Here is a 16,300-nt window from a genome sequence, read left to right as displayed (position 1 = left end):
GCTCAAGACAAAGCGACGATACCGTGCGCATCGGAGGTTTGCATCGTCGAATCTAACTTGTCAAACGCGATTTATCGGTTAGATTTTGCGATATGACAGTTGCCTGGACCCCGCACCGCTTCACCGGCGGCCTGCTCGCGCTCGACACGGCGAACACCGTCGTGCTGCGCGGCGATCCCCAACGCACATTCGACCGCTTCGACGATCAGGTCGAAATCGCCCGCTTTGCCGATGCGGCCAGCGGCTTCCGCGCCGCCGAGCTTGGCGACAGGCGGCTGGCTGTGTCCTCACCGGCGGCAATCGCGCCTGTCGTGCTGTCGATCCGCGAGGCTACCGACCGGCTGTTTCGCGGCGCGGTGTCGAAGGGCGCGCTCGCCACCGCTGATCTGCCGGATTTCCTGCGGGCCTGTGCCGAGGGCCTGGCCGGCAGCCGCACGGAGATCGGTGTACCGGGAAAGCCGTTCGGGAATCCCTCGACGCCGATCGCTTTCGAGGCGGCGCTGGCGGTTTCGGCACTCTCGCTGCTGCGTGACGACACGATCGCGAGGCTCAGGATATGTCCCAACTGCACCTGGCTGTTTGTCGACAGAAGCCGCAATTCCAGCCGTCTTTGGTGCGACATGTCGGTGTGCGGCAACCGGCAGAAGGCAAGTCGTCACTATCGCCGCCGCCGCTTGGCGGCCCATGAGGTCAAGGATGCCTAGGGGATTTTCACGCGCGCTCGTTGCCGGCGCCATCTTGATCGCCGCCGCGGCGCTCGGCGGCTGCCGCGATACCGGCGGCGAGGGCAAGCTGTTCGAGGTTTCCGGCAAGATATTCGTCTTCAACTACCGTCTCGCCAGGGCAACCTACGTCGTGACGCTGCGGCCCTTGCAGCCGATGGGTGAGGGCCAGGTGGCGGTTGCCAGCTTCCAGAACCCTGCCGGCGGTGCGCCGTTGGTGGTCGAACAGAAGGTCTGGCCGAAGCTCGACAAGGTGAGCCTGGAGAGCCCGGCGCTGGCCTGCATCGTCAAGAACAAGCCCTATGCCATCGCCATCAGCATCAAGGGCGCCGACGGTACCGTTTTGCAGACGATCGACACCACGCTGATGTCGACGGAGGACCAGTCGATCCTGCCCGACCGGCCGCTGGTCATCGACCAGCTCTATACGGCCAATCCCGACCTCGCGGGCCATCCCGACGGCAAGCTGCCGGGCGAGCCGAAGCCGGACTGCTCGAAAGCCGGCTGACAGCTTCCGACCGCACCGGTTTCGTCTGGAATTTTCGTGCGCCGTGGCGCTGTCGGCGCACGGTTTCATGCGTGGTCCGGTGCCCGCCGGACTGTTTGTTGCGCGTGGCCTGGCCCCTTCGATTTTGTTTGACCTGCCTTGCAAGGGGAGAAAGGATGCGCCATCCGATCCCGACGTTGGCTGCTGGCCGCGGCCTTCGCAGAGGAAATGCCCGATGACGCTGCATGATGTCGCGCTCGACGACAAGTTCGACCTTGGAAAGGAGCGCATCTTCCTGTCCGGCGCACAGGCGGTCATCCGCATGCTCCTGATGCAGCGCGAGCGCGACCGCCGCGCCGGCCTGAACACGGCTGGTTTCGTCTCCGGTTATCGCGGCTCGCCGCTCGGCGGGCTCGACATGCAGCTGTGGAAGGCGAAGAAGCAGCTCGCCGGGGCCGACATCGTCTTCCAGCCCGGCCTCAACGAGGAACTTGCCGCCACCGCCTGCTGGGGATCGCAGCAGACGGAGCTGCTGGGCGAGGGCACTCATGATGGGGTCTTTTCGGTCTGGTACGGCAAGGGGCCGGGCGTCGATCGTTCGGGCGACGTGTTCCGTCACGCCAATCTCGCCGGCTCGTCCAGGCACGGCGGCGTGCTCGCGCTCATGGGCGACGACCACATGGCCGAATCCTCGACCAATGCGCACGCCACCGAATTCCTCTTCGTCGACACCATGGTGCCGATCCTCAATCCGGCCGGCGTCCAGGAGATCATCGACTACGGGCTGTATGGCTTTGCCATGTCGCGTTTCGCCGGCACCTGGGCGGCGATCAAATGCGTCAAGGACAACATCGAATCGACGGCCTCGGTCGACGCCTCGCTCGAACGGCTCAACATCGTCCTGCCGGAGTTCGACATGCCGCCGGGCGGCCTCAACATCCGCCACGAGATCGACATGCTCGGCCAGGAAGAGCGGCTGCACGAGTACAAGCGTGCCGCGGCCTCCGCTTTCATCCATGCCAACGGGCTGAACCACATCGTCTATTCGGGTGGCCGCAACCCGAAGCTCGGCATCATCACGCTGGGCAAGAGCTATCTCGATGTCCGCCAGGCGCTGGAGGATATCGGCATCGACGAGGCGGCCGCCAACCGCATCGGCGTGCGGCTGTTCAAGGTCGGCTGCCCCTGGCCGCTCGACCTGCAGCACATCGCGGACTTTGCCCGTGGCCTCGACGCCATCGTCGTCGTCGAGGAGAAGCGCTCGCTGATAGAGGTGCAACTGCGCGAGAACCTCTACGGTACCGCCATCCAGCCGGTCATCGTCGGCAAGAAGGACGAGCGCGGCGACTGGCTGTTTCCCGCCAAGGGCGCGCTCGACCCCAACGAGATTGCCATTGCCCTGGGCGAGCGCATCGTGAAAACCATCGGCCCTTCGGAAGAGATTTCGGCGCGGGTGGCGAAGCTGCGCCAGTTCCAGGCGATGCTGGCGGACGCCACCGACATCGGTTCGCGCACGCCCTTCTTCTGTTCGGGCTGTCCGCACAACTCCTCGACCAAGGTGCCGGACGGCTCGATCGCCGCCGCCGGCATAGGCTGCCATTTCATGGCGCTGTGGATGGACCGCAATACGCTGGGCTTCACGGCCATGGGCGGCGAAGGCGCGCAATGGGTCGGCCAGGCGCCTTTCTCCAAGCGCGATCATATCTTCCAGAACCTCGGCGACGGCACCTACAACCATTCCGGCACGCTGGCGATCCGCTTCGCGCTGTCGAGCGGAGCCAACATCACCTACAAGATCCTCTACAACGATGCCGTGGCCATGACCGGCGGCCAGCCGCACGAGGGCGGCCTGACGGTGGACATGATCGCCAGGCAGGTGCGGGCAGAGGGCGTCGACCGGATCGCCATCGTCACCGACGAACCCGACAAATATGCCGGCAAGGCCGAATTCCCCGCCGGCGCCACCATCCACCACCGCGACGACCTCGACCTCGTCCAGCGCGAGTTGCGCGACGTCAAGGGCGTGTCGATCCTGCTCTACGACCAGACCTGTGCGGCCGAGAAGCGCCGGCGCCGCAAGCGCGGCACCTTTCCCGATCCCGACAAGCGCGTCTTCATCAACGAACTGGTCTGCGAAGGCTGCGGCGATTGCGGCGTGCAGTCGAACTGCGTCTCGATCCAGCCGGTCGAGACCGAATTCGGCCGTAAGCGCAAGATCGACCAGTCGAGTTGCAACAAGGACTTCTCCTGCGTCAACGGTTTCTGCCCGTCTTTCGTCACCGTGCATGGCGCCAAGATCAGGAAAGCCGAGGGCCTGGCCGGCAAGACCGATCCGCTCGACGGCGTGCCGGCACCGGCCGAATTTCCTCTGGGTGCCGAGGGCTGGGCGGCGATCATCGATGGCGTCGGCGGCACCGGCGTCGTCACCGTCGGTGCCGTGCTCGGCATGGCGGCTCATCTCGAGAGCAAGGGGTGCGGCATGATCGACATGGCCGGTCTCGCCCAGAAGGGCGGCTCGGTGTTCACCCATGTCCGCATCGCCCGCACGCCGGACGATATCCATGCCATCCGCGTTTCGGCGGGGAAGGCCGACCTCGTGCTTGGCTGCGACCTCGTCGTGTCGGGCGCCAAGAAGGTGCTGACGGCGGTACGCGAGGGCCATACCATCTTCCTCGCCAACACCGCTGAGATCATGCCCGGCGAGTTTGCCCGCTCGGCGGATTTCTCGCTGCCCATAGAACGCCTGAAGAAAGCGATCCGCACCGCCGCCGGCGAGGACAAGGCGCATTTTTTCGACGCCACCCGCACCGCCACATCGCTGTTCGGCAATTCGCTGGGCGCCAACATGTTCATGCTCGGCTTTGCCTTCCAGCATGGCGGCCTGCCGCTGTCGGCCGAGGCCGTCGAAAAGGCCATCGAGCTCAATGGCGAAGCGGTGGCGATGAACATCGCCGCCTTCCGCTGGGGCCGCCGCGCGGCACACCAGCCGGATTTCGTGCGCGGCCTTGTCTCCCAGCAAGGCAAGGCGGGACAGACCGCCCCGGTCGCGCAGACGCTGGACGAGATCATTGCCCGCCGTGTCGCCTTCCTGACCTCCTATCAGAACGCCGCCTACGGCAAGCGCTATGCCGACAGGCTGGCGCAGCTGCGCGCCGCCGAGGCCAAGGCCGTGCCCGGCTCGACCGCCGTGACCGAGGCGGCGGCGAGGAACCTGTTCAAGCTGATGGCGATCAAGGACGAATACGAGGTGGCTCGGCTCTACACCGACGGCTCCTTTGCCGCCGAGCTTGGAAAGCAGTTCCAGAGCTACGAGAAGCTCGAATTCCATCTCGCGCCGCCGCTCATGGGACGTCGCGGCAATGATGGCAAACCGAGGAAGTCGAGCTTCGGCCCCTGGATGATGAAGGGTTTTCAGCTGCTGGCGGCGCTGAAGGGCTTGCGTGGCACTGCTTTCGACCTTTTTGGCTACACCGCCGAACGGCGTGCGGAACGGCAGCTTTTGGCACAGTACGAGGGTGATCTGCAGCTCGTCGCCAAGTCGCTGGCACCCGATAAGGCCGATGCGGCGGTCGCTCTCGTTTCGGTTCCCGCGCTCATCCGCGGTTATGGCCATGTCCGGCAGGCCACCGCCGAAAAGGCCCTGGGCGAGCGCCAAAGGCTGCTCGATCGCTTGGCAAAAGCATCCGCAAGGCCGGAACTTCAGGCCGCCGAATGATCCAAAAAGCGCCTAAAATCAGGCGTTTCAGCCCAGGCTAAAGGTTTTTTAATGGGACTATGCCAAGGCTGGGGCTCATTGGGCGCCAGTAATGGGCAAAACAAAGACCGATAACATCCCAGTGGATGTTTATATCCAGTTTGTGCGCTCGTTGTTCGACAACGCGCATATGCTGGTTATCGGCGCGCTTTGCCACGCCACGATCAGCCTCATGGTCTACTGGCGCCACGGCCAGCCTATTTTCCTGGTTCTCGCCGGCGCTCTGCTCGGCATCGGCGTCTGGCGTTACTTCAGCCTGCGGCGATTCCACCGCTCGGGCGGCGAGATTCGCGACGCCGCCGATGCAACGAAGTGGGAGCGCGAATACATCCTGAAGGGTAGCCTTCAGGGGTTGTTGCTCGGGTTCTTTTGCTTCATTTCCATCTATGTCTATTCGGACTCCTATGCCGAGATCGGGGCGCTGTCGGTGACGATGGCCTCCCTGGTGACCGTCGTCGGCCGAAATTACGGCTCGCCGCGCATGGTCATGATCTTTGCGGTCACCTTCGTCGGGCCGATCGCCGCGGCGCTCATCCTCAGGTTCGACTTACCCTATGTCGTGCTGGGCCTGCTGATCATCCCCTTCATGTTCATCATCAAGGGCAGCGCCGACCACGTCCGCAATGTGCTGTTTTCGGCCGTTGTTGGACACAAGCAGGCGAGACAGATCGCGCAGCGCTTCAACCGCGCCCTCAACACCATGTCGCATGGCCTGGTCATGCTCGGTCCGGACGGCAAGGTGGTCGTCGGCAACGCCGAGGCCGCCCGTCTGATGTCGCTGAAATCGCCCGACCAGTTGCTCGGGCGGTCGATCCATTCACTGTTGTTGCGTGGCGTTGCCGGCGGCATGCTGGCACCGAAGGACTGCCGCTATATCGAGGCGCAGCTGACGCGCGCCTTGCGCGAAGGCCGCGACCGCAAGGTGCTGGTTTCCTTTTCCAATGGCCAGCACTTTGAATTCTCCGCCCGCGAGGGCAACCAGGAATTGGGCGTCATCACCTTTGAAGACGTGACGGCGCGTGTCGAGACGGAGGAAAAAATCCGTTTCATGGCGCGCTACGACAACCTCACCGGCCTGCCGAACCGCGCCTATTTCCACGAACTGGTCGGCGAATTGATGGCCTCCGGCGAGCGTGACCGCCTGTGCGGCCTGGCGGTGATCGACCTCGACGATTTCAAGAGCGTCAACGACACGCTCGGCCATCCTGTCGGCGATGGCCTGATCTATGCCGTCGCGGAACGGCTCTCGGCGATCGCTGGGCAAGGCATTGCCGTCAGCCGTTTCGGCGGCGACGAATTCATGATGTTCTTCGATCGCATCGAGGACGAAAGCCATCTCGCCAGCCTGCTCGACCAGATTTTCGCCGACCTGCAGGGTGAGGTCGACGTCGCCGGCCACGGCTTGCGGATCCAGGCCAGCGCCGGCGCGGTGCTGTCGAAGGTCGAGGGAACCGACGTCGACGCCATGATCGTCAAGGCCGACCTGGCGCTCTACAAGGCCAAGGAACTCGGCAAGAACGGCTGGCGGCTGTTCGAGGCGGCGATGGACGCCGCGTTCCGCAACCGTCAGCTGATGAAGGCGGATCTGCGCACCGCCGTGGAAAGCAAGAACCTGCGGGTTGTCTATCAGCCGATCGTGGCGATGAAGACCATGCGCATCGCCAGCTGCGAGGCACTCTGCCGTTGGGACCATCCCGATCTCGGGCCGATTTCCCCCGGCATCTTCATCCCGCTGGCCGAGGAGATGGGAATCATTTCCGAGATCAGCACTTTCGTGCTCCAGGCGGCCTGCGCCGAATGCGCCAAATGGCCTGACCAGACCAGCGTCTCGGTCAACCTTTCCGCCAGGGATTTCCGCAATGGCGATGTCATCCAGAAGGTCCGCGATGCGTTGGCCAGTTCAGGCCTCGCCGCCGGCCGGCTGGAGATCGAAGTCACCGAAACCGCGCTGCTCGACGACAAGTCGCAGACGCGTCAATATATCGAGGAACTGAAGCGGCTTGGCGTGCGCATCGCCCTCGACGATTTCGGCACCGGCTATTCCAGCCTGAGCTATCTCCACAAGCTGCCTCTCGACAAGATCAAGATCGACCGCTCATTCGTGATGGATGTTACCCAGAATCCGCGCTCGCTGGAATTGTTGAAGGGCGTCGTCGACCTGACCCGTATCCTGGGTCTCACCGTCACCATCGAAGGCGTCGAGACATTCGAGCAGCTCAAGATACTGCTGCATTCGGTGAAACCGGATCTTGTCCAGGGCTTCCTGTTCGGTGCCGCACTCAGCGCGTCGGGCATCGAAACCATGTCCAATGTAACCTGGCCCTTCGCCGCCGAATTGCAGCCGATCGCCAAGCGCGCCGCCCCCTGAAATCCAGTCATCAAGACCCGGATCTTCCTGTGCCCGCAATTTACCATTTGTTAACGTTAATTTAGAGTAAACGCAAAAGCTCGGAATTTTGCTTCTGGTTCCTCCTGTGCTTCGCTATTGTCGTTATGCGGCGGTGCGAGGACAGAATGGAAAACAAGTTGTTGGGTACGCCCGTTGCGGCGGCTGCGGGCAAGGGCAAGAACAGCCCCTCAGTGTTTTCAGATCACGTCATGGATGTTCTGGAGCATGTGGAGTATCGCCTTTGCGATGGCGCCGAGGATCTAGAGGCGATCTATAGGCTTCGCTACAATTCCTATCTTCACGCCGGCATGGTCAAGCCAGATGCCTCCCGCATGGTGAAGGACGACTTCGACGACCTGCCCAATTCATACCGCTTCGGCGTCTTCTTCGACGGCGCGCTCGTCAGCACCATCAGAATCCACTACGCCAGCGCAAGATATCCTGTGTCGCCCAGCACCGATGTTTTCGGCGACGTGCTGGCGCGGCGACTGGCGACTGGCGAGACTTTCGTCGATCCGAGCCGGTTCGCGGCCGATCTCGAGTGGTCGAGCAGCTTGCGCGTGCTGCCGTATGTCACTCTCAGGCTGGCGGTGGTTGCTTGCAGCCATTTCAAGCCGACCTATTGCCTGACGGCGATCAAGGAAGAACACTCCGCCTTCTATCATCGCATCTTCCGATCGGAGCAGGCGGTGCCTCCGCGAAATTATCCCGGCCTCACCGTCCCCGTGCATCTCTTCCAGTCGAAGTGCTCCGAGAACATGCAGGCGACGCTGGATCGCTTTCCGTTCTTCAACTCGACGGCATTCGAGCAACGCATGCTCTTCCAACGTCCCAACAGGGGCGAGCTGGCACCGCTGACCATCTTGCCCACCGCCAAGTATTTCGAAGCAGCCTGAGCCAAAGCGGTCCTTGGTCGCCTCCTCGGGCATGTCCTCCGCTCTGAACCGGCCTCGGCTTTTGGGCAACGTGCATCACGATGGAGCCTTCCTGGCGTGACGGCGTTGTATAGGGCGACATAGCCGCAAGTTGGTGGCATCGCTTCTGGAAAGGATCCCGACATGCATATTTCCCAGCTCGCGCTCACGCCGCTTATCTCGCTGATCGCCGGCGTGCTGATCCTCATCATGCCACGGCTGCTGAACTACATCGTCGCGCTCTATCTGATCGTCGTTGGATTGCTCGGTCTTTTCCCGCACCTCGCCGGCTGAGGCTGACGATCAAGCCTGGCGCGAAGGCTGTCCCTGGCCGGAATATGCCTGCAGGTTCAATTTTCCGCAGTTTCAATGTTCCCTTGAGGCAGTTGTCGGCAGCGATGCGGCAATAGCGCCATTGCCCTCGGCCCGGCTTTTCGCTATGTGCCTGAAAGATGTCTTCGAAGGGGTATTCCTATGGCTGATCACTCGCCGACCGGTCCTGTCGAACTGGGCGCGAAGATGGACTATGCCGAACATGACCGCACCTATGCGGGCTTTCTCGCGCTGGCCAAATACGGGTCGCTTTTCTGCGGCGCGCTTCTTCTGGCGATGGCTTTCGGCTTCTTCGCTGGCGGCTTCTTCTCGGCGCTTATCCTGTTCTTCCTGATTATGGCCGCCGGCGCCTTCATTCTGCGATAGACCTTCCAAAACCCCGTTGCCATTGACGTCGCCGGATGTTCCGGCCGACACTTTGCGCAAACAGGTTCCAGCCGAAAGGATCATGCGGTGGGACAGACGGTTTTCATCCCTCGTGAGCTTGACGCGAACGAGCCGCGTGTCGCGGCCTCGCCCGATACGGTCAAGCGGCTTGCGGGGCTTGGCTTCGATGTGGTTGTCGAAACCGGTGCCGGCACAAGGTCGCGCATCCCCGACGAGGAGTTTGCCAAGGCAGGTGCCGCCATCGGCAAGGCCTCCGATGTCGCCAAGGCCGATGTCGTGCTGAAGGTGCGCCGGCCGACGGAAGCCGAACTGAAGAGCTACAAATCCGGCGCCGCCGTGATCGCCATCATGGATCCTTACGGCAATGACGCCGCCGTAGCGGCCCTGGCCAAGGCCGGTGTCACCGCCTTCTCGATGGAATTCATGCCGCGTATCACCCGCGCGCAATCGATGGATGTTTTGTCCTCGCAGGCCAACCTTGCCGGCTACCAGGCGGTGATCGACGGCGCTTCGGAATATGATCGCGCATTGCCGATGATGATGACGGCGGCAGGCACCGTGCCGGCGGCCAAGGTGTTCATCATGGGTGTCGGCGTCGCCGGCCTGCAGGCGATCGCCACGGCGCGCCGCCTCGGCGCGGTCGTCACCGCCACCGACGTGCGCCCCGCCGCCAAGGAACAGGTCGCTTCGCTCGGCGCGAAATTCCTGGCCGTCGAGGATGACGAGTTCAAGGCCGCGGAAACCGCGGGCGGCTACGCCAAGGAAATGTCGAAGGAATACCAGGCCAAGCAGGCGGCGCTCACATCAGAGCACATCGCCAAGCAGGACATCGTCATCACCACGGCGCTGATCCCCGGCCGTCCGGCGCCGAAGCTGGTCTCGGCCGCCATGGTCGCCTCGATGAAGCCGGGCTCGGTGCTCGTCGATCTCGCCGTCGAGCGCGGCGGCAATGTCGAAGGTTCCGAGCCGGGCAAGGTCGTCACCACGGCCAACAATGTGAAGATCGTCGGCCACCTCAATGTGCCGGGCCGCGTCGCCGCATCCGCCTCGCTGCTCTATGCCAAGAACCTGTTCGCTTTCCTCGAGACGCTGGTCGACAAGAACACGAAGACACTTGCCATCAACCGAGACGACGACCTGGTCAAGGCAACGATGCTGACCGACGGCGGCAAGGTTGTTCATCCCGCTTTCGCCAAGGCCGACCAGCAGCCTCGTGTCGAGCCGGCCGCGATCCCGGCCACGACCATGGTCGCCGATGCTTCCACGCCTGCCGCGCCGAAAAAGGCCGCGCCCAGGAAAACCGCCGCATCCAAGTCGTCCTCGCCCAAGTCGAAAGGGACCGCGTGATGGATCAGACCCTGCAGAAAGCCCTCGACCAGCTCGATCAGGCAAGTGCCGCCGTCCGGCTGGCGGTGCAGAACCTGGCAAATGCGCCGGGCGGTGCCGAAGCGGCGGGTGATGCCGCGCACGCACTTTCCGGCGGCGCCATCGATCCCTTCGTCTTCCGTTTCGCCATCTTCGTGCTGGCGATCTTCGTCGGCTACTACGTGGTCTGGTCGGTCACCCCCGCTTTGCACACGCCGCTGATGGCCGTCACCAACGCCATCTCGTCGGTCATCGTCGTCGGCGCGCTGCTGGCTGTCGGCATTGCTGCCTCCGGCGTTGCCGCCGGTTTCGGCTTCGTCGCCCTGATGCTGGTTTCGGTCAACATCTTCGGCGGCTTCCTCGTCACCCAGCGCATGCTGGCCATGTACAAGAAGAAGGAAAAGTGACGTGACCGTCAATCTCGCTTCCTTCCTCTATCTGGTCTCCGGCATCCTGTTCATCCTGGCGCTGCGCGGCCTGTCGCATCCGACCACCAGCCGCCAGGGCAATCTCTACGGCATGATCGGCATGGGCATCGCCATCGCCACCACATTGGCGCTGGCAACCCCGTCGGCCGGCCGCTTCGGCCTGATCGTGCTCGGCCTCGCCATTGGCGGTGGTGTCGGCGCCGTCACCGCGCGCCGCATCGCCATGACCTCGATGCCGCAGCTGGTTGCGGCCTTCCACTCGCTGGTCGGCCTTGCCGCCGTCATGGTGGCGGCCGCGGCCATCTATGCGCCGGAAAGCTTCGGCATCGGCACGGCGGGCGACATCCATGCCCAGGCCCTGGTCGAAATGAGCCTTGGCGTCGCCATCGGTGCCATCACCTTCACCGGCTCGGTCATCGCCTTTTTGAAGCTCGATGGCCGCATGTCGGGCAAGCCGATCATGATCGGCGGCCGCCATTTCATCAACGCCGCCCTCGGCATCGCGCTGGTCGTGCTGATCGTGCTGCTGGTCACGACCGAATCGAAACTGGTCTTCTGGCTGATCGTCGCCGCCTCGCTGGTGCTCGGCATCCTCTTGATCATCCCGATCGGCGGCGCCGACATGCCGGTCGTCGTCTCGATGCTGAATTCCTATTCGGGCTGGGCCGCCGCGGCACTCGGCTTCACGCTAGGCAATCTGGCGCTGATCATCACCGGCGCGCTGGTCGGCTCGTCGGGCGCCATCCTGTCCTACATCATGTGCAAGGGCATGAACCGAAGCTTCATCTCGGTCATCCTCGGCGGCTTCGGCGGCGAGACGGCCGCAGCGGCTGATGACGGCATCGAGCGCACGGTCAAGCAGGGCTCGGCCGATGACGCCGCCTATCTGATGATGAACGCGCAGAAGGTCATCATCGTGCCGGGCTACGGCATGGCGGTCGCCCAGGCCCAGCACGCGCTGCGCGAAATGGCCGACAAGCTCAAGGCCAATGGCGTCGACGTCAAATACGCCATCCACCCCGTTGCCGGCCGCATGCCTGGTCACATGAACGTGCTCTTGGCCGAAGCCAATGTGCCTTACGACGAGGTCTTCGAACTGGAGGACATCAACTCCGAGTTCGCGCAGGCCGACGTCGCCTATGTCATCGGCGCCAACGACGTCACTAACCCGTCCGCGCGCGACGACAAGTCCTCGCCGATCTACGGCATGCCGATCCTCGACGTCGACAAGGCGCGCACCTGCCTGTTCGTCAAGCGCTCGCTCGGCTCCGGCTATGCCGGCATCGACAACACGCTGTTCTACAAGGACGGCACCATGATGCTGCTCGGCGACGCCAAGAAGATGACGGAAGAGATCGTCAAGGCCATGGATCACTGATCCGGCCGATCGCACAAACGCCGCTATCAGAATAGCAAAGAGCCCGGCTTCAGCGAAACCGGGCTCTTTCATTTTCGGGAGCGTGCCTGGGTTCAGCGGCTGGTCAGGAACACTGCTTCCTCTTCGTCGCGCTGCCTGCCGCCGAGGGCCGCGGCGGCGCTGGCGATGAAGGCGCCGATGGCAAGCGACAAGGCGCCGAGCAAGGCAAAGGTCGCGCTGGCCTTCCGGGCGGTGTCGGCGGCTTGCTTGGCCTTCACCTTGGCGTCTTCCACCTTGGCGACCATTGCATCGACACGCGCCTTGGCGTCGGCCTCCGAAAGACCGGTGCGGGCGGCAACCAGTTGCGACAGATAGGTCTTGTCGTCGGCCGAAATCTCGCCCGCCGCGGCGCTGGCGACCAGGATGCGCGAGGCCTGCCCGACCGCGGCGGCGTCGCTGTCCGGATTGGTTCCTGCGAGCTTGGCCGGATCGGCCGGACGGAAGAGCGAATCCACCAGATAGGAAGTCGCATTGTTGGCCGACGCGCCGCCGGCATTGGCGGAGGCGCCAGCCGAGGCACCCATGGCAGCGCCCGACGCCACTGTGGAAACCGCCTGCACGCCGGAACCAAGTGCAGCGGAGAGCGCCGAGCCCAGCACGCCAACCACAAGCAAGGTGGCCAATGCCCAGGCGAGGAAGCCGTGAGCGGTGTCACGGAAATAGACCTCGTCGGTATGGATCCCGACCCATTTGGTGCGCAGGCGTCCGGCAAGATAGCCACCGACGCCGGAGGAGAGCCACTGCACGACGATCAGCCAGATCGCCGTCGATACCGCGAAGGTGGTAGCCGACGCACCCGAGCCTGACCATGGCGAAACCATGCTGAGGCCCAGACCCGAGCCGAGCAGCATCAGGACGAAGGTTAATGTCGAGGCCGCGAAGGCGCCGGCAATGATCGGTCCCCAGCTGACGGCTGTAGCGGAGGATTCTTCTGACGCGGATAGGTCGATGGCCGATACGGTGGGCTGCATCAATGCCCCCTACCGTACGAACAGCATGATGAGGATGATGATCGGAATCGGAATGCCGAGCAACCAGAGCAAAATGCCACGTCCCATGAAGGCCTCCTGTGAGAAATTGTGATCGATGTTGTCACAATGTCCCGAGAGGACTTCCGTTCCGGCGGGCTATAAAATGATTTGGTTGCCGGCGATGGAACAATTCGGAGCGCCGCTTCGCACAAATAGCTCAAGCGATCATGGTGTTGGGATTTGGCCCATAGGTCCAGACAGGCGGAATCCGGGGCTTCGTCCCTGCCTGCCAATGGTGCCGGCCAGCCTAGCTAAGCCGGCTGGATCGATTCCATGCTGGAAGGACTGGCAGGGGAGCGCGCCTGAACGCCGCCCTGGCAAGCTTCTTCAGCGCATCGCTACAGTCTCGAAGCGCGTCGCACTGAAGCGGATTCAGGCGACGCGGCTTTAAGTTCTTGTGCATCTCGTTCCGCCAAAACCGCCGTGCGGTTTTGGGCAACATGCATCAAATATCCAGATTGGCCACCGACAGCGCATTGTCCTGGATGAATTCGCGCCGTGGCTCGACCTCGTCGCCCATCAGCCGCGAGAACAGGCTGTCGGCATCGGTCGCATCGTTGACCTTGACCTGGAGCAGCGAACGCACATTCGGGTCGAGCGTTGTCTCCCAGAGCTGCTCGGCATTCATCTCGCCGAGACCCTTGTAGCGCTGCATGGTCAGGCCCTTGCGGCCGGTCGCAAAGACGGCGTTGAGCAGTGCCAGCGGCCCCGAAACGGTTTCGGCCACATCCTTGCGCCGCAACACCGGCGGCGTCCCGTAGACTTCGCTGAGGCGCTGCGCGTAGCGGTCGAGCTGGCGGGCATCGGCCGAATTGATCAGCCCCATGTCGAGATGGGCGTATTCCTTGACGCTGCGCACGGTGCGCTCGAAGACATAGCCGCCGCTGCCGTCGTTCGAGGTCGACATGCGGCCGGTCCAGCCGCGCTCGGTGTCCTCGGCGATGATGTCGAGGCGTTGTGCGATCCGCTCCGCCATGGCATTGGCGCGGCCGAGATCGCCGAAGACCTCGGGGTTGAGACCGCCAGCGATCGCCGCCTGCTCGACGACATTGCGGTTGTAGCGCGTGTGCAGGCCGTTGATCAGCTGGCGGACAGCCAGCGCATCGTCAACGGCACTGTGCAGGTCCTGTCCGGTCCGCACTTCACCCGAGCCCAGCGTGAGCGAGGCTTCCTCCAGCCCTGAATCGATCAGGAATTCCTCGAAGGCGCTCTCATTCTTGATGTATTGCGAACTCTTGCCGCGCGTCACCTTGTAGAGCGGCGGCTGGGCTATATAGAGATGGCCGCGCTCGATCAACTCCGGCATCTGCCGGAAAAAGAAGGTGAGAAGCAACGTTCTGATATGGGCGCCGTCGACGTCGGCGTCGGTCATCAGGATGATCTTGTGATAGCGCAGCTTGTCGGCGTTGAACTCGTCCTTGCCGATAGACGTGCCGAGCGCGGTGATCAGCGTGCCGATCATGTCGGACGAGAGCATGCGGTCGAAGCGGGCGCGCTCGACATTGAGGATCTTGCCGCGCAGCGGCAGGATGGCCTGGTTCTGGCGAGAGCGGCCGCCCTTGGCCGAGCCACCGGCCGAGTCACCCTCGACGATGAAGATTTCCGATTTTGCCGGGTCGCGCTCCTGGCAGTCGGCCAGCTTGCCCGGCAGCGAAGTGACGCCGAGCGAGGTCTTGCGGGTTATGTCGCGCGCCTTGCGCGCGGCTTCGCGCGCCGCCGCGGCCTGGATCACCTTCTCGATGACGACCTTGCCTTCGGTCGGATGCTCTTCCAACCAGGTGCCGAGCGCCTCGTTGACCAGCCCCTCTACCACCGGCCGCACTTCCGATGAGACCAGCTTGTCCTTGGTCTGCGAGGAGAATTTCGGGTCAGGAACCTTGACCGACAGCACCGCCGTCAGGCCCTCGCGGCAATCGTCGCCGATCAGCGAGACCTTTTCCTTCTTGGTCTGACCCGAGGATTCGCCATAGCCGGTGATCTGGCGCGTCAGCGCGCCGCGGAAGCCGGCCAGATGGGTACCGCCATCGCGTTGCGGTATGTTGTTGGTGAAGGCCAGCACGTTCTCGTGGTAGCTGTCGTTCCACCACATTGCCACTTCGACGGTGATGCCGTCGCGCTCGGCCTTGATGGCGATCGGCTTCTCGATCAGCGGTTTCTTGACCCGGTCGAGATATTTGACGAACTCTTCGAGGCCTCCATCATAGTGCAGTTCATGCCGCACGATGTCGGCGTGACGGGCATCGGTCAGAACGATGCGCACGCCGGAATTGAGGAAGGCGAGTTCGCGCAGCCGGTGCTCCAGCGTGCCGAAGTCGAACTCGACCATGGTGAAGGTCTCGGCCGACGGAAAGAAGGTGATCGAGCTGCCGCTGCGGCCCTCATAGGTGCCTGGCTGCTTGTCCTGCTCGTAGCTGCCCGTCGCCTTCAGCGGCGCATCGGCATTGCCGTGCGTGAAGCTCATTTCATAAATCTGGCCGTTGCGGCGGATCTTGAGCTTCAGCCATGCCGAAAGGGCGTTGACCACCGAGACGCCGACGCCATGCAGGCCGCCCGACACCTTGTAGGAGTTCTGGTCGAACTTGCCGCCGGCATGCAGCTGCGTCATGATCACTTCGGCGGCCGAAATGCCTTCGCCGGTGTGAATATCGGTCGGAATGCCGCGGCCATTGTCGATTACCGTCACCGAACCATCGGGGTTGAGCGTCACGGTGACGAGGTCGGCGTGGCCTGCCAGCGCCTCGTCGATGGCGTTGTCGACCACCTCGTAGACCATGTGATGCAGGCCGGAACCGTCGTCGGTATCGCCGATATACATGCCAGGGCGTTTGCGGACAGCATCCAACCCCTTCAAAACCTTGATGGAATCGGCGCCGTATTCGGCCTCGGCGCCGTTGGTGTTCTCGGTCTGGTCGCTCATGAAAACCTATTGTCTAGATGCCGCTTGTACAGCGCGAAAAATCGGCCCCGAATCGCGCGTCTGATATGCACTAGATATAGGCGCTAAAGGCGGTTTTTCCAAGGTTTGCGGGCATTTCCCCGGGGATGAGCCGGCTGTCCAGGGCTGGCTCCCGAC

The 16,300-nt window shown here is 63.2% G+C and carries 12 protein-coding genes; 10 read left to right on the top strand and 2 right to left on the bottom strand.

Annotated features, from left to right (window positions below; genetic code table 11):
* Positions 1–92 precede the first annotated feature (92 nt).
* From EB815_RS01690 to EB815_RS01645, 10 genes are all read left to right on the top strand, one after another.
* The gene (locus EB815_RS01690; protein ID WP_056569222.1) at positions 93–704 is read left to right on the top strand and encodes a CGNR zinc finger domain-containing protein; all 612 of its coding nucleotides are present in this window, start codon (positions 93–95) and stop codon (positions 702–704) included.
* A complete protein-coding gene (locus tag EB815_RS01685) occupies positions 697–1,230 on the top strand; it encodes a hypothetical protein (protein ID WP_081294943.1) in 534 nt (177 codons plus the stop codon). The genes EB815_RS01690 and EB815_RS01685 overlap by 8 nt, the downstream gene beginning before the upstream one ends.
* A gap of 214 nt (positions 1,231–1,444) precedes the next feature.
* Complete coding sequence (locus EB815_RS01680; protein WP_056570341.1) at positions 1,445–4,924, top strand: indolepyruvate ferredoxin oxidoreductase family protein; 3,480 nt, start codon at positions 1,445–1,447, stop codon at positions 4,922–4,924.
* A 91-nt stretch (positions 4,925–5,015) separates the two neighbouring features.
* Positions 5,016–7,331 carry a putative bifunctional diguanylate cyclase/phosphodiesterase gene (locus EB815_RS01675; RefSeq protein WP_056569228.1) on the top strand — a complete coding sequence of 772 codons (2,316 nt, stop codon included), beginning with the start codon at positions 5,016–5,018 and terminating at the stop codon, positions 7,329–7,331.
* A 146-nt stretch (positions 7,332–7,477) separates the two neighbouring features.
* Positions 7,478–8,248: an N-acyl amino acid synthase FeeM domain-containing protein gene (locus EB815_RS01670; RefSeq protein WP_056569231.1), complete on the top strand. Its 771-nt coding sequence runs from the start codon at positions 7,478–7,480 to the stop codon at positions 8,246–8,248.
* A 162-nt stretch (positions 8,249–8,410) separates the two neighbouring features.
* On the top strand, positions 8,411–8,560 hold the full coding sequence (locus EB815_RS01665) for a DUF3096 domain-containing protein (protein ID WP_019862764.1): 150 nt from the start codon (positions 8,411–8,413) through the stop codon (positions 8,558–8,560).
* Positions 8,561–8,740: 180 nt separating this feature from the next.
* Complete coding sequence (locus EB815_RS01660) at positions 8,741–8,965, top strand: aa3-type cytochrome c oxidase subunit IV (protein ID WP_056569234.1); 225 nt, start codon at positions 8,741–8,743, stop codon at positions 8,963–8,965.
* An 87-nt stretch (positions 8,966–9,052) separates the two neighbouring features.
* Positions 9,053–10,333: a Re/Si-specific NAD(P)(+) transhydrogenase subunit alpha gene (locus EB815_RS01655; protein WP_056569237.1), complete on the top strand. Its 1,281-nt coding sequence runs from the start codon at positions 9,053–9,055 to the stop codon at positions 10,331–10,333.
* On the top strand, positions 10,333–10,758 hold the full coding sequence (locus tag EB815_RS01650) for a proton-translocating transhydrogenase family protein (protein WP_056570342.1): 426 nt from the start codon (positions 10,333–10,335) through the stop codon (positions 10,756–10,758). The genes EB815_RS01655 and EB815_RS01650 overlap by 1 nt, the downstream gene beginning before the upstream one ends.
* A gap of 1 nt (position 10,759) precedes the next feature.
* Positions 10,760–12,157, top strand: a complete 1,398-nt coding sequence (locus tag EB815_RS01645; RefSeq protein ID WP_056569240.1) for an NAD(P)(+) transhydrogenase (Re/Si-specific) subunit beta — start codon at positions 10,760–10,762, stop codon at positions 12,155–12,157.
* A gap of 92 nt (positions 12,158–12,249) precedes the next feature.
* On the opposite strand, the gene EB815_RS01640 is transcribed toward EB815_RS01645, so the two are convergent.
* Both EB815_RS01640 and gyrB read right to left on the bottom strand, forming a co-directional pair.
* Positions 12,250–13,167, bottom strand: coding sequence for a hypothetical protein (locus tag EB815_RS01640; RefSeq protein WP_056569244.1), 918 nt, complete (start codon positions 13,165–13,167; stop codon positions 12,250–12,252).
* Positions 13,168–13,672: 505 nt separating this feature from the next.
* On the bottom strand, positions 13,673–16,144 hold the full coding sequence (gene gyrB, locus EB815_RS01635) for a DNA topoisomerase (ATP-hydrolyzing) subunit B (protein WP_056569248.1): 2,472 nt from the start codon (positions 16,142–16,144) through the stop codon (positions 13,673–13,675).
* Positions 16,145–16,300: the final 156 nt, after the last annotated feature.

The organism is Mesorhizobium loti, from assembly GCF_013170705.1.
Lineage (GTDB): Bacteria > Pseudomonadota > Alphaproteobacteria > Rhizobiales > Rhizobiaceae > Mesorhizobium > Mesorhizobium loti_D.
The sequence above is the reverse complement of the archived record's forward strand: the minus strand, read 5'-3'. Positions and strand labels throughout refer to the sequence as shown.